This window comes from Rathayibacter sp. VKM Ac-2928, from assembly GCF_022815545.1.
GTDB lineage: Bacteria > Actinomycetota > Actinomycetes > Actinomycetales > Microbacteriaceae > Rathayibacter > Rathayibacter festucae.
Genome location: NZ_JALGRU010000001.1, coordinates 1,321,910 through 1,335,980 on the forward strand (window position 1 = coordinate 1,321,910; position 14,071 = coordinate 1,335,980).

Sequence of the window (14,071 nt, forward strand, 5' to 3'; positions counted from 1 at the left end):
CCCGCTCGCCGACATCCGATGGACGCGCTCCTCCGATGGACCGGCTCCTCCGATGGACCGGCTCCGCCGTTGGACAGGATCTGCTGTGCCGAACCCCGGTGAACAGCAGCGGATTCGCTACGCGGTGGTGGCCCGGGCGGCCCGGGTGCGCGTCCGCAGCCGGTACAGGCTGGTGGTGGCGGCGATGAAGAGGTCGGTGCCGTCCGGCCCGCCGAAGCAGACGTTCGCCACGACCTCCGGCACGGGCACGAAGAGCAGCTCGGCGCCGTCCGGGGCGAAGACGTGCACGCCGTCTCCGGCGGAGGACCACACCCGGCCGCGCTCGTCGACGGCGATCCCGTCGGGCAGGCCGTGCTCGATCTCCGCGAAGAGGCGGCCGTCGCGGGCGCCGGCGCCGCGGTCAGCGACGTCGTATGAGTCCTGCGCTTCGGAGCGCGGCCGAGCTCTCCGGAGCGCCCTGCGGCCGCGGTCCCCGGGAGGCGGGGCGCTTCGCACTACGCCGGGAAGGCCCCCGCGGCCCGGCTGCGCGTCCGCAGCCGGTAGAGGCTGGTGGTGGCGGCGATGAAGAGGTCGGTGCCGTCCGGTCCGCCGAAGCAGACGTTCGCCACCACCTCCGGCACGGGCACGAACAGCAGCTCGGCGCCGTCCGGGGCGAAGACGTGCACGCCGTCTCCGGCGGAGGACCACACCCGGCCGCGCTCGTCGACGGCGATCCCGTCGGGCAGGCCGTGCTCGATCACCGCGAAGAGGCGGCCGTCGCGGGCGCCGGCGCCGCGGTCGACGACGTCGTAGGCGCGGATCCAGTGTCCGGGGCCGTCCTCGAGGCTCATCGCGGTGTCGGTCACGTAGACGGTCGCGCCGTCCGGTGAGAAGGCGATGCCGTTCGGCTGCACGATGTCGGTGACGACCGGCGTGAGGCCGTCCTCGGCGCTCCAGCGGAAGACCCAGCGCTCCTCGTACTCGCGCTCGCCCGGGTGCCCCTCGGCCGGCTGCCGGATGCCGTAGTCCGGATCGGTGAACCAGTAGGAGCCGTCGGGCGCGACCGCGACGTCGTTGGGCGAGTTCAGCCGGCCGCCGTCCCAGCTCGAGACGAGCTCCTCGACCGTGCCGTCCGGCCGCTCGCGCTCCAGTCGGCGCAGCCCGTGCGAGCACTGCACGACGCTCCCGTCGGCGTCGAGGAGCCGGCCGTTGGTGAACTCCCCGCCCTCGCGGTGCACCGAGGTCTCCCCGGTCGCGCTGTGCCACTGCAGGATGCGGTCGTTCGGGATGTCGCTCCAGCGCAGGCCCCCCTCGGCCGGGATCCACAGCGGCCCCTCGCTCCAGACGGCGCCCGTCCACAGCCGCTCGAGCCCGCCGTCGCCCCGGAGGAGCGCCTCGTCGTCCGTGCGTCCCTCGTCCGTCCGTCCCTGGTTCGCTGTCTCGTCGCTCATCAGCTTCCCGCCCGTCCTGTTCCTCTCATTCTCGCGGAGGCGACCGCGGCGCCCGCCCTGGCGGAGGACCGCGTTCTCCGGTCGCGGGGTGACGGGTCTCGCTCGTTCGGGGGGTAGGGACGGCGTGAGATGACGGCCGGGACCCGTTGTCGCGGGTCATCGCGAGTGCCAGGGTCGGCACTGGGCGAGTCGTGCAGGCGCCCGGTCGCTCCACTTGGAGAGGAACCCGCTGATGCGTTTCACCATCCGCCGATCCATCGTCCCCCGCAGTCTCGCCGTCGCCGTGCTGGCGGTCGCGCTCATCGTCTCGGGCGCTCCCGCCCAGGCGGCGCCCGCTCCGGCGCAGGCGGTGGCAGCAGCGGCCCCCGTGGTCGGCCCGATCACCGGGGTCGCGTCGAAGCGCTGCCTGGACGTGCCGAACGGGTCGACCGCGAACCGGACGATCGTCGTCCTCTACGACTGCAACAGCGGCGCCAACCAGAAGTGGACGATCGCCACGACCGGCGAGATCACCGTCTACGGCGGCGCGAAGTGCCTGGAGGTGCGCAACCGCGCGACGACGGCAGGCGCCGACGTGCAGATCTCGGACTGCGTCGGCGGAGACGGGCAGCGCTGGCGAGTCGAGAGCGACGGCACGATCCGCGCCGTCGCCTCGGGCCTGTGCCTGAGCGTGAAGGACCGGAAGACGGCGAACCGCTCGTCGGTGCAGATCGCGGCCTGCGCCGGCGGGGAGTGGCAGAAGTGGCGGACCACCGCGGCCGTCGCGGACACCACGGCCCCGTCCGCGCCGACGAGCCCGCGGGTGACGAACCTGGCCTGCCGCACGGCGACCTTCTCCTGGAACGCGTCCTCGGACGCCGTCGGAGTGGCGGGATACGACGTGTACCACGACGGCCAGTTCATGACGTCGGTCGCCGGGAACGTCCTGTCGACCGGCCTCGACGTGGTGCCGGGCGCGCAGTGGGGGCTCTACGTGAACGCCCGCGACGCCGCCGGCAACGTCTCGCAGGCCAGCGCCACCGTCGCCGTCACCATCCCGCAGTGCAGCACCGACACGCAGGCGCCCACCCGTCCGACCGGCCTCACCGCGAGGGCGTCCGGCACGGCCGTCACCCTCACCTGGACCGCGAGCACCGACGACGTCGGGGTCCGCAGCTACACCGTCTTCCGCGGCTCCGCGCAGGTCGGCACGGTCGCCGGCAGCGGCGCGACGGCGCCCGTCACGACCTTCACCGAGAGCGGCCTCGCGGCGAACACCGCGTACTCGTACACCGTCGCGGCCGTCGACGCGCAGGGCAACACCTCCGCTCGCAGCGCCGCTGCCGCCGTGACCACGGGCGGGGCCTGCAGCACCGCGTTCTGCACCGTCACCCAGGTCGCCACCGACACCGACATCCCCTGGGGGCTGACCACCGTCCCCGACGGGACCGTGCTCTACTCCCGCCGCGACGCGCAGGACATCGTCCGCCTGAACCCCACGACGGGCGTGAAGACCAGCCTGGGGACGGTGCCGAACGTGCAGAGCACGGACGGCGAGGGTGGCCTGCTGGGCATCGCGGTGTCGCCGACGTTCACCACCGACCAGTGGCTGTACGTGATGCACACCTCCCCCACCGACAACCGGGTGATCCGACTGAAGGTCGTCGGCGACCGACTGGACACGAGCACGGTGCAGGTCCTCGCCTCCGGGATCCTGCGGAACAAGTACCACAACGGCGGGCGACTGCGCTTCGGCCCCGACGGCAAGCTCTACGTCAGCACCGGCGACGGCCAGAACACCGCCACCGCGCAGAACCTGAACTCCCTCAGCGGCAAGATCCTGCGGATCAACCCGGACGGCTCGATCCCCTCGGACAACCCGTTCGGGAACGCCGTCTGGAGCTACGGGCACCGGAACCCCCAGGGGCTCGCCTTCGACTCGCAGGGCCGTCTGTGGGAGCAGGAGTTCGGCAACAGCGTCATGGACGAGACGAACCTCATCGTCCGCGGCGGCAACTACGGCTGGCCGGCCTGCGAGGGCACCTCCGGCAGCTGCGGCACCGCCGGCTTCCTCGCCCCGAAGGCGACGTACCCGACCTCCGCCGGCTCCTGCTCCGGCCTGACGGTCGTCCGCGACGTCGTCTACATCGCCTGCCTCCGCGGCACCCGCCTCTACCGTGCCCCGATCACCGGCGACGCGCTGGCCACCCCGACCTCCGCCTTCGTCGGCACCTACGGCCGCCTGCGCACGGTCGAGCCCGACGGCCAGGGCGGCCTCTGGATGACGACCTCCAACACCGGCGACAAGGACAGCATCCCCAACAACAGCAGCGAGAAGATCCTCCGCGTGACCCTCGGCGGCTGACCCGCTGGATCGGCCGGCAGACCCGTCTTCTGACGCTGGTGGATCCCGATACGCCCGCTGCGCGAGCTACTCGATCAACATGCATCCTCGCTCGACGGCCGCATGCCGGCATGCCCCTCGCATGCTGGTCGAGTAGTGGCCGCAGGCGGCGTATCGAGACCCACCGTCCTCAGCGGGATGGTCTGCAGACCCGCCTTCTGGTGCGGGTGGATCTCGATACGCCCGCTCCGCGGGCTACTCGATCAGCATGGATCCCCGCTGCGCGGGCTACTCGATCACCAGGCATCCGCCCTATCTCTTCGCGCGAAGCGTGCGCGGCCTCTGACGAGCGCGATTGACTACGCAGTCAAACCGTGTTGTACTCGTCGGACCGCGCAGTTGACTGCGCTGTCAACCTCGGGTCCGAGGACGAGCGAAGGAGCTGCGACGTGGACGCATCGAAGGCTGTGCCGCAGCCGGACGACCGCGGTCGCCGGGTCTCGATGGCCGACGTGGCCCGCGCCGCCGGCGTGAGTCAGAAGACGGTCTCCCGCGTCGTCAACGGGGAGGCGCACGTCTCCCCCGAGATCGGCGAGCGCGTCGCCACGGCGATCCGCACCCTCGGCTTCCGGCCGAACGCCGCCGCCCGAGCCCTGGTCACCCAGCGGAGCCGCCGGATCGGCATGGTGACGATGAGCACCTCCCTCTACGGTCCGTCCGCGATCCTCGACGGCGTCGAGCAGGCCTCCCGTGCCGCCGGCTACTCCCTCAGCGTCGTGCGCACGGCGCAGAACAGCGGCGCGGAGCTGCAGGAAGCGGTCGACGCCCTCGTCGATCAGGGCGTCGACGGCATCATCCTCTCGGAGCCGGTCGATCTCGGGCATCCGCGCCTCACCATCCCCGCCGACGTCACGGTGCTCAGCTTCGACCACCCGAGCGAGGCGCACCGCCCCGAGGAACTCGTGGTCGGCACCGATGAGGCCGGGGCCGCCCGCAGCGCCACCGAGCACCTCCTCGCCCTCGGCCATGAGACGGTCTGGCACATCGCCGGCGCCGGCACCTGGTCGGCCACCCGCCGTCGCATCGACGGCTGGCGGACCGCCCTCGCCGACGCCAACGCCGCCGAGCCGCCCGTGCTGAGCGGCGACTGGAGCCCGCGCTCGGGGGCGGAGGCGATGGCGTCGATCCTGCACCGCCGCGATGTCACCGCTGTCTTCGCCGCCAACGACCAGATGGCCGTCGGGGCGATCCACGCCGCCGAGGCGGCCGGCCTGCGCATCCCCGAGGACCTCAGCGTCGTCGGCTTCGACGACGACCCGATCTCGGAGTTCCTGCACCGGCCGCTCACCACGGTCAAGCAGGACTTCGCCGAGGTCACGCGCATCGCGATGCACCGGATGATCCGCACCCTCGACGGCCACGCGCCGACCGAGCGGCACCGCTCGGTCCCCGCCCAGCTGATCGTCCGCGCGTCCAGCGGGCCCGCGAACCCCGAGCGCGCGGCGCTGGCGCCGGCGTCGCCCGTCCCTGTCCCGTAGCTCACCGTCCCGTAGCTCCCCGTCCCGTAGCTCCCCGTCCCGGCTCTCGGCCCTCGGCTCCCCCTTCCAGCTCTCTCCCTGTCCCTTCCCACCGCCGTCCGTGCGGTCAGCACGAGCCGCCTCCGCGCGGTCCCTCCGGCGCGCCCGCAGGCCCGTCCCTCCCCCTTCTCCGAAGGAGCTCCTCCATGCACCCACTGTCCCCCGCGCTCTCGCGCCGCGGGCTGCTCCGTCTCGGCGCCGCCGCCGGCGGCTCGGCGGCCCTCGCCTCCCTGCTCGCCTCGTGCGCCGCGACCGGCCCGCAGGCGGCCGTCGAGTCCGGAGCCGTCGACCTCTCGTTCTGGACGCACGACGACGGCTACGTGACGTTCTTCACGGAGGCGCTCGCCCTCGCCGATGCACGCACCGACTTCTCCTACTCGCTCGATGTCACCAAGATCGGCGCGACCGACATCGTCACCAAGCTGATCGCGCAGGCCGTCGCCGGCTCCGGCACGCCGGACCTCGTCGGCATCGAGGTCGCGAACTTCGCCCGCACGCTCCGCGGCTCGATCGCCCCCGAGCTGCTGGTGGACCTCACCGAGGCGACCGCCCCCTACCGCGACGACCTGATCGCCGCCCGCGTCGACGCGTTCAGCAAGGACGGCGCCCTCTACGCGCTCGACTCCGACACTCCGCTCGCCGTCTACTACTACCGGGAGGACGAGTTCGCGCGCCTCGGCGTGCCGACCGACCTCGAGACGTGGGAGGAGTTCGCCCGGGTCGGCGGCGAGATCAGCGCGCGGGAGGGCGTGTCCTTCGGCGCGCTCTCCGTCGGAAGCGATCTGCCGCAGGTCGTGCAGGGCTACCAGCTGCTGCTGATGCAGCGCGGCGGACAGCTCTTCGACCGTGACGGGAACCTCGACCTCGCCACTCCGGAGGCCGAGGAGGCCCTGCAGTTCGCGGTCGACGGACTCGCCTCCGGCTTCTTCACGACCGTCGCCGACTACTACGGCCCGAGCATGCAGAGCGGCCTGAAGCAGGGCTCGATCGTCGGGGTCGACATGCCCACCTGGTACTCGAGCTACGGCATCAAGCCGAACGTGCCCGAGCAGGCCGGCCTCTGGCGGGTGAAGACGCTCCCCCGCTTCGCGAACGGCGGCAGCCGCACGGCCGTGGGCGGCGGCACCGGGTTCGCCGCGGTCACCGGCAAGGCCAACAGCGACGCCGCGGTCGAGCTCGTCCTCGCCGCCTACCTCGACCCGGCCCAGCAGGTGAAGCGCTACCGCGACCTCGGCTATCTGCCGACACTGCGCTCGGTCTACGACGACCCCGAGCTCGCGACGATCACCGACGACTACTTCGGCGGCCAGGCGCTCTTCGACGTCTACGGCGAGATCATCGACGAGGTCCCGTCGCTCTTCCAGAGCCAGGACCAGCAGATCCTCACGACCGTGCTGTCGGGCTACCTCCTCCAGGCCTACAAGGGCACCCTCTCCCCGGCGCAGGCGCTCCGCGCCACGGCCGAGGACTTCCGCGGCCAGGCCCGCAGCTAAGGATCGATGATGTCGACTCTCACCACGGCCGGGGCGCCCGCCTCCGCTCAGGACGGCCGCGGCGGCTCACCGCTCGAGGCCCGGCGCGCCGCGAAGCGGAAGCGCCTGAACACCTCCGGCGGCCGGGCCCCGTACCTCTTCATCGCGCCGTTCTACCTGCTCTACGCGCTGTTCATGATCGTCCCGGTCGGTGCGGCGATCTACCTGAGCCTCACGGAGTGGGTCGGCCTCGGCTCCCCCGAGTTCGTCGGGCTGGCCAACTACGGCAACCTGCTCGGCGACACGAGCTTCGGCGTCGCGCTGGTGAACACGCTGATCTACACGCTGATCGCGGTGTTCGTCATCGTGCCGTGCTCGCTGCTGATCGCGCAGGGCCTGAACGCCCGCGGGCTCAAGGCGCGCGACCTCTTCCGGCTCACCTTCTTCATCCCGATGGTGCTCTCGCCGATCGTCATCGCGCTGATCTACAGCCTGATCTTCGATCGCAGCTACGGACTCCTGAACTCGCTGATCCGCGCGGTCTTCGGATTCGGCGACATCGACTGGCTCGGCGACCCGACGCTGGCCAAGGTCGCGATCGGCTTCGTCCTGCTCTGGCGCACGGTCGGCTACCTGACGATCTTCTTCCTCGCCGCACTGCAGGCCGTGCCGAAGGAGCTGTACGAGGCGGCCGAGCTCGACGGCGCCGGCGTGCTCGCGAAGTTCCGCACCGTCACGCTCCCCGCGATCCGCCCGGTGACCGCGTTCGTCGTCGTCACCTCCTTCATCAGCGCCGCCCAGCTCTTCGACGAGCCGTACCTGCTCACGCGGGGCGGACCGGGCGAGGCGACCCTCTCCGTCTCGATGTTCATCTACCGCGCCGCGTTCGAACGCCAGCAGTTCGGCTACGCCGCCGCGGCCGGAGTCGTGCTCTTCGTGCTCGTCTTCGCCGTCAGCCAGATCCTCAACCGCGCCCTCGCCATCGGGAGAACCTCATGACCGCCACCACGGGAATCGTCACCGCCGACGCTCCGGAGCGCCGCATTCCGCGGAGGCAGCGCCGGGCGAGCGGCGGCGAGCGCGCCCGCCGCGGACTGCTCTACGTCACCCTCTCGGCCCTGCTGCTCGTCTTCGTGTTCCCGCTGCTGTGGGCGCTGAGCGGCTCGTTCAAGAACCGCGGCGACATCTTCTCCACTCCCCCGTCGCTCGTCCCGAACCCCGCGACCACCGACAACTACGTCAACCTGCTGACCACGCAGCCCTTCTGGGCCTGGTTCGGCATGAGCGTCGGCACCTCGCTGCTCGCGACCGCGGTCTCGGTCTTCGTCTGCGCCATGGCCGGCTACGGCTTCGCGAAGTTCGCCTTCCGCGGCAAGAAGGTGCTCTTCACGATCATGTTCTCGTCGCTGTCGGTGCCGTTCGTCGTGATCCTGGTGCCGCTGTTCATCCTGATCGTGAAGGCGGGGCTCTCGAACCCGTGGTTCGCGCTGATCGTGCCGTGGGTCGCCCCCGCGTTCGGGATCTTCATGATGCAGCAGTTCATCGTCCAGTCGATCCCGGACGAGATCATCGAGGCGGCCCGGATCGACGGCAACAGCGAGTTCGGCACCTTCTGGCGCGTGGTGCTGCCGCTGCTGCGCCCCTCCCTCGGAGCGCTGGGCGTCTGGGGCTTCCTGCAGAGCTACAACAGCTTCCTCTGGCCGCTCGTGCTGCTCTCGGACTCGTCGCAGTACACGATCCCGCTGGGCCTGAACATCCTCTTCGCGTCGGAGAACCGCTCCTACGACCTCGTCCTGGCGGGCGCGGTCCTCGCCTCGGTGCCGACGATCCTGGTGTTCTTCCTGCTGCGCAAGCAGCTGCTCGACGGGCTGACCGCGGGCGCCGTCAAGGGCTGACACCCCCACCGCCCTCCTCCGCCACTCCTCTCCCGAACGTCCGAAAGGCCCTCCCATGCAGCACCTCACCGACCGCATCCTGTTCGGCGCGGCCTACTACCACGAGTACCAGCCGACCTCTCGGCTGGGTCACCGTGACCTCGCCGAGGACTTCCGGCTGATGAAGGCCGCGGGCTTCACGGTCGTCCGCGTCGGCGAGTCGGTCTGGTCCACCTGGGAGCCCGAGAACGGCGTCTTCGAGCTCGACTGGCTGCAGCCGGTGCTCGATGCGGCCCACGAGCACGGCATCGCGGTCGTGCTGGGCACGCCGACCTACGCGGCGCCGATGTGGCTCGCTCGGCTGTACCCCGAGATCAACGTCGAGCGCTCGAGCGGTCGGCCGATGGGCTGGGGAGCCCGGCAGGAGATCGACTACTCGCACCCGGCCTTCCTCTTCCACGCCGAGCGGCTCATCCGGAGGATCGTCGAGCGCTACGCCGCGCATCCCGCGGTGATCGGCTTCCAGGTCGACAACGAGCCCGGCAACGAGATCTTCCACAACCGGCAGGTCTTCCAGCGCTTCGTCGACCACCTGCGCGCGCGCTACGGCACCGTCGAGACGCTGAACGACGAGTGGGGGCTCACCTACTGGTCGCACCGCCTGTCGACCTGGGCCGACCTCTGGACCCCGGACGCCAATCAGCAGCCGCAGTACGACCTGGCCTGGCGCCGCTTCCAGGCCTCGCTGACCACGGACTTCATCGGCTGGCAGGCGGACATGGTCCGGGAGATCACCGCGCGGGCCGGCCGCGAGGACCAGTTCGTCACCACCTGCATCTCCTACGAGCGCCGGACGGTGCAGGACGAGGAGCTCGTGCGCTCCCTCGACATCGCCGCCGGCAATCCCTACTACCGGATGCAGGACGGGCTCGAGCTGCCGGACGCGCGGGTGTTCGACCAGCACTGGACGACCTCGGGCACCTGGGCGCTCTACGCCACCGCGGACCGGATGTACGGATCGAAGCAGGCGCCGTTCCTGGTGACCGAGACCGACGCGCAGGCGATCGGCATGCCGTGGTCGAACGAGCCCGGCTACGACGGGCAGTGGCGCCAGGCCGCCTGGGCTCTGGTCTCGCGGGGCGCGACGATGATCGAGTACTGGCACTGGCACACGCTGCACCACGGTGCCGAGACCTACTGGGGCGGGATCCTGCCGCACTCGCAGGAGCCGGGCCGGGTCTACGAGCAGATCGCCGCGCTGGGTGCCGACTTCGCTGCCGCCGGCGATCGGGTGACCGAGCTGACCCCCGACTCCGATGTGGCGATCCTGTTCTCGAACGAGAGCAAGTGGGCACTCGAGGAGTACCCCTCGTTCAGTGACCCGACCCAGGGCACCGGCGCCGCCCGCGGCGTGCCCGTCGCGTCGACGCGCACCTTCCAGACCGTCTTCGACTCCTTCGCGCGCGGCGCCTTCGACGCGGGGCTGCAGTCGAACACGGTGCACCCCTCGCAGCTGACCGGGACGACGCCCGCCGCCTACGCGGCCGCGCATCCCGTGCTGGTCGCCGCCGCCTTCACCATCGCCGACGACGCGCAGCTGCAGTGGCTGGAGGCGTACGCGGCGGCGGGCGGGCACCTGGTCGTGGGCGTTCGCACCGGCTACGAGGACGAGGAGGCGCGGGCCCGGCTGCAGCGCAAGCCGGCGTTCCTCGACGAGGCCGCCGGTGTCCACTACGACGAGTTCGCGAACCTCGCGGTCCCGCTGCCGGTCGTCGCGGAGTCGGGCTTCCCGCTGCCGGTGGGCGCCACGGCGACCCTGTGGGCGGACGGCCTGCAGCCCGACGACGCCGACGTGCTGGTGCGCTACGTCCACCCGCACCACGGCCGGTTCGCCGCCGTGACGACGCGCGCGCACGGCGCGGGCCGGGTCACGACCGTCGGCACCGTGCCGGACCTCGAGCTGGCGCGGGCCCTGATGTCCTGGGCCGTCGGCGACGCCGCCTCGGGATGGCGCCGCGCGACCGCGTCACAGACGGTCACCAGCGCGACCAACCGCCACGGCGAGCGGATCCGCTTCGTGCACAACTGGTCCTGGGAGCCCTCGGTCTACGCCTTGCCGGCCGCGGCCACCGATGTGCTGACCGGAGTCGAGCTGCCCGCCGGCGCCGAGCTCGAGCTCGGCCCGTGGGACGTGCGGGTCCTCGCCGCGGACGACTGAGCGACCGGCCCGGAGACCCACCGTCCTCAGCAGTGCGGCCTGCGGACCCCGCTCCTGACGCGGGTGGATCTCGATACGCCCGCTGCGCGGCTACTCGATCAGCATGCATCCGCACCGTTGGATGGGCGTGCCTCCATTCATGCTGGTCGAGTAGCCCCGAGAGGGGCGTCTCGAGACCCGGCGTCCTCAGCAGTGCGGCCTGCAGACCCGGCTCCTGACGCGGCGGATCTCGATACGCCCTTCGGGCTACTCGATCAGCATGCACACGCACCCGCGGATGCGCGTGCCCCCCTCTTCATGCAGGTCGAGTAGCCCCGCAGGGGCGTCTCGAGACCCACCGCCCGCAGCAGTGCGGCCTGCAGACCCGCCTCCTGGCGCGGGCGGGGGCTCCGCGTCTCTGCCAAGGTGGTCACGCGCCGGGTCTCCAGGCGGGCGACGCGGTGTGAAGGGGGTGGCCGACGCATGAGCGATGCGGCTGCGGGGTACTCGACGGCGCGAGCCGAGGATCCGCCGGCCTCACCCGAGGTGCTCTCGGGCCGTGGCGGACCGCGCTCGGTGCGCGCGCTCCGGCTCGGCGTCGGCGGCGCGGGCCTCCTCCTGACGCTGGTCCTGCTCGTCCCGCACGCACCGGCGCTCCCGGGGCTGTGGCTGGCGTTCCTGGTGCTGCTCGCCGCGATGTGGATCACGGCCTCGTTCCGGCTCGAGCTCGCCTCCGGCATCGGCACGGTCACCTTCGGGGTCGGCGTGTCGGTGCTCGCCTTCCTGGCGCAGGACGTGCCGCGCGTCCAGGCGCTGCTGCTGTGGGTGCTCGCGATCGCGCTCTTCCAGGTGATCTCGCGGCGCCCCTGGGCCGCCGTCGTCTACTGGACCGGTCTCGCCGCGCTCTCGGGCGGGGCGTTCCTGCTCGTCCTCTCCCTCTTCCCGCAGACGGGCTGGTGGCCGGTCCTCGCGGCGGTGCCGGCGGTGCTGGCCTACGGACTGCTCTCGATCGGGGCCGAGTACCTGCAGGCCTGGCTGACCCTGGCCGACGTCAGCGACGTGCCGCGGCCGGCGCTCCGGCCCGGCCGGGTGCTGCTCGCCCTCGGCCTCAACATCGTGCTGGTGGCCCTCGCCTACGGCGCGCACCTCTCCGCCGGGGTCGAGCGCATCGATCTCGGCGCCGGCCTCGAGATCCGCTCGGCGAACACGCTCCTGATCGTCGCGCTGGCGGTCGCCGTGGTCAGCCAGTACCTCCGCCGCGCCCGGATCGAGCGCAAGCTGAACGGCCTGATCGAAGCGGCGCTGGCTCTGCCGTGGGGCGACCAGGAGGCGATCTTCGAGACGCTCGAGCGGGCGGCCCGCACGGCGATCCCGTCAGCGAGCACGCGGATCTCCGCCACTCCCGGGCGCGCGTTCGAGCTGTCGGCGCCGATCGCCACGCCCGGCCTGGGCCTGCGGCACGTTGTCCTGACGCGGCGCCCCGACTCCGGCGGCTTCACCGCACTCGAGCACCGCACCCTCCTCGCCCTCGCGCACATCGCGACCCAGGCCCTCTACGATCGCCGCAGCACCCGCGTGCTGCGCGACCAGGCCACGACCGACTCGGTCACCGGTCTCAGCAACCTCCGCGGTCTGTACGAGGAGTTCGCGGCGATCAGCGACCAGGAGGAGCGGGCGGTGCTGTTCATGGATCTCGACGACTTCAAGGCCGTCAACGACACCCACGGCCACTCGACGGGCAACACCGTCCTGCAGGAGGTCGCCCGTCGCATCCGCGAGAGCGTGCGCGGGGACGACGTGGTCGCCCGCATCGGCGGCGACGAGTTCGCCGTCCTCCTGGACTCGGTCACCGCCGGGGCCGTCGCGCTCCGCATTTCGCGCGCCGTCGAGCGGCCCCTGGTCGTCGGCGACGCCGAGCTCCACCCCCGCATCAGCATCGGCGCCCCGGTCGCTGTCGACGGCGGCTCATTCGACCGGGTGATGCAGGAGGCGGACGAGCGGATGTACGAGACGAAGAAGGAGCGCAAGGGCGAGGCGGCGCAGGAGGCGGCGGTGCAGGAGGCCGAGTCGAAGGAGCTGGATCTCGTCGCCGAGGTCCGCACCGCGGTCGCCGACGGGACGGTGCGGGTCGCCTTCCAGCCGGTGATCGACGTCGCCGAGCGGCGCATCGTCGGCTTCGAGGCGCTGGCCCGCTACACCCGGACCGACGGCACGGCGCTGAGCCCGATCACGCTCGTCGACATCGCGCGCTCGCTGGGCCTGCTGGACGAGCTGACGGTGCAGATCGTCGACCAGGCGGTGGCCTGCATGATCGAGTTCCGTGCGATCGATCCGTCGGTCACGTTCCTCAGCGTCAACATCGAGGCGGAGCAGCTGATGCACGACGGCGTCACCGAGGTGATCTGCGCACATCGCACCGCCGAGCAGGGCATCCAGCTCTGCCTCGAGCTGACGGAGGGCTCGATCGGGCACGTCGACGAGGCCGTCATCGAGCGGGTCCGCGCCCTCACCGCGGACGGCATCGCGATCGCGCTCGACGACTACGGCCAGGAGCACGCGGCCGCTGCGGCGCTGCTGACGGTGCCGCTGAGCATCGTCAAGATCGACCGCGTCTTCCTCGCCGACGAGGAGAACCCCCGGCACGCGACGATCCTCCGCTCGATCATCAACCTGGTCTCGGACCTCGACATGCACACGATCGTCGAGGGCGTCGAGACGACCTCCGCTCACGAGCTGCTGACGAGCCTGCATGCCGACCGGGCCCAGGGCTACTTCTACGGCCGCCCCCTCTTCCCGGAGCTCGTCAAGGAGCGCCTGCGCGCCACGGGCACGGCGGCGATGCCGGAGCAGCCGCCGGCGTAGCCCGCGCAGCGGCGGCCGCCTGCTGATCGAGGAGCCCCGGCCGTGTTGATCGAGTAGCCCGCGCAGCGGGCGTATCGAGCGGAGGGGGCGCCTTCGGCGCCAGCACAAGGCGGGGAAGAGACCGACGTCCTCGCGGTGGGTGGGTCTCGATACGCCCCTGCGGGGCTACTCGACCAGCATGTGCGCGGGCGTCTCTTCCAAGTAGATCCACCGTCCGCCGGAGCCCGGGTCCCGATACGCCCTGCGCGCTGCTCGACCAGCATGGATGGCGCAGACATGGCCGTTCTCGGAGTCATCGGACTAACGCAGATCGGCCATCACTCGCTTTCGCAAGAA

At 71.6% G+C, this 14,071-nt stretch carries 9 protein-coding genes; 7 read left to right on the plus strand and 2 right to left on the minus strand.

Annotated features, from left to right (window positions below):
- Window positions 1-117: 117 nt before the first annotated feature.
- Together MT350_RS06160 and MT350_RS06165 are read right to left on the minus strand one after the other, a co-directional pair.
- Window positions 118-495, minus strand: coding sequence for an SMP-30/gluconolactonase/LRE family protein (locus MT350_RS06160; protein ID WP_243600203.1), 378 nt, complete (start codon window positions 493-495; stop codon window positions 118-120).
- Window positions 495-1,430, minus strand: coding sequence for an SMP-30/gluconolactonase/LRE family protein (locus MT350_RS06165; RefSeq protein ID WP_243600204.1), 936 nt, complete (start codon window positions 1,428-1,430; stop codon window positions 495-497). The genes MT350_RS06160 and MT350_RS06165 overlap by 1 nt, the downstream gene beginning before the upstream one ends.
- 232 nt (window positions 1,431-1,662) lie before the next feature.
- Between MT350_RS06165 and MT350_RS06170 the strand changes: the two genes are divergently transcribed.
- The 7 genes from MT350_RS06170 to MT350_RS06200 all read left to right on the plus strand — a co-directional run bounded on the left by MT350_RS06170 (window position 1,663) and on the right by MT350_RS06200 (window position 13,735).
- Window positions 1,663-3,774 (plus strand): PQQ-dependent sugar dehydrogenase, encoded by a 2,112-nt coding sequence (locus tag MT350_RS06170; RefSeq protein ID WP_243615539.1) that lies wholly within the window; start codon window positions 1,663-1,665, stop codon window positions 3,772-3,774.
- Window positions 3,775-4,202: 428 nt separating this feature from the next.
- Entirely contained in the window at window positions 4,203-5,291 is a 1,089-nt protein-coding gene (locus MT350_RS06175) for a LacI family DNA-binding transcriptional regulator (RefSeq protein ID WP_243600206.1), read from the plus strand.
- 185 nt (window positions 5,292-5,476) lie between these two features.
- Window positions 5,477-6,823: an ABC transporter substrate-binding protein gene (locus MT350_RS06180; protein WP_243600207.1), complete on the plus strand. Its 1,347-nt coding sequence runs from the start codon at window positions 5,477-5,479 to the stop codon at window positions 6,821-6,823.
- A 9-nt stretch (window positions 6,824-6,832) separates the two neighbouring features.
- Entirely contained in the window at window positions 6,833-7,801 is a 969-nt protein-coding gene (locus MT350_RS06185) for a carbohydrate ABC transporter permease (protein ID WP_123446502.1), read from the plus strand.
- Window positions 7,798-8,697 (plus strand): carbohydrate ABC transporter permease, encoded by a 900-nt coding sequence (locus MT350_RS06190; RefSeq protein WP_123703850.1) that lies wholly within the window; start codon window positions 7,798-7,800, stop codon window positions 8,695-8,697. Before MT350_RS06185 ends, MT350_RS06190 begins: the two co-directional genes overlap by 4 nt.
- Before the next feature lie 55 nt (window positions 8,698-8,752).
- A complete protein-coding gene (locus MT350_RS06195; protein ID WP_243600208.1) occupies window positions 8,753-10,894 on the plus strand; it encodes a beta-galactosidase in 2,142 nt (713 codons plus the stop codon).
- A gap of 462 nt (window positions 10,895-11,356) precedes the next feature.
- Window positions 11,357-13,735, plus strand: coding sequence for a bifunctional diguanylate cyclase/phosphodiesterase (locus tag MT350_RS06200; protein WP_243600209.1), 2,379 nt, complete (start codon window positions 11,357-11,359; stop codon window positions 13,733-13,735).
- The last annotated feature ends 336 nt before the right edge of the window (window positions 13,736-14,071 follow it).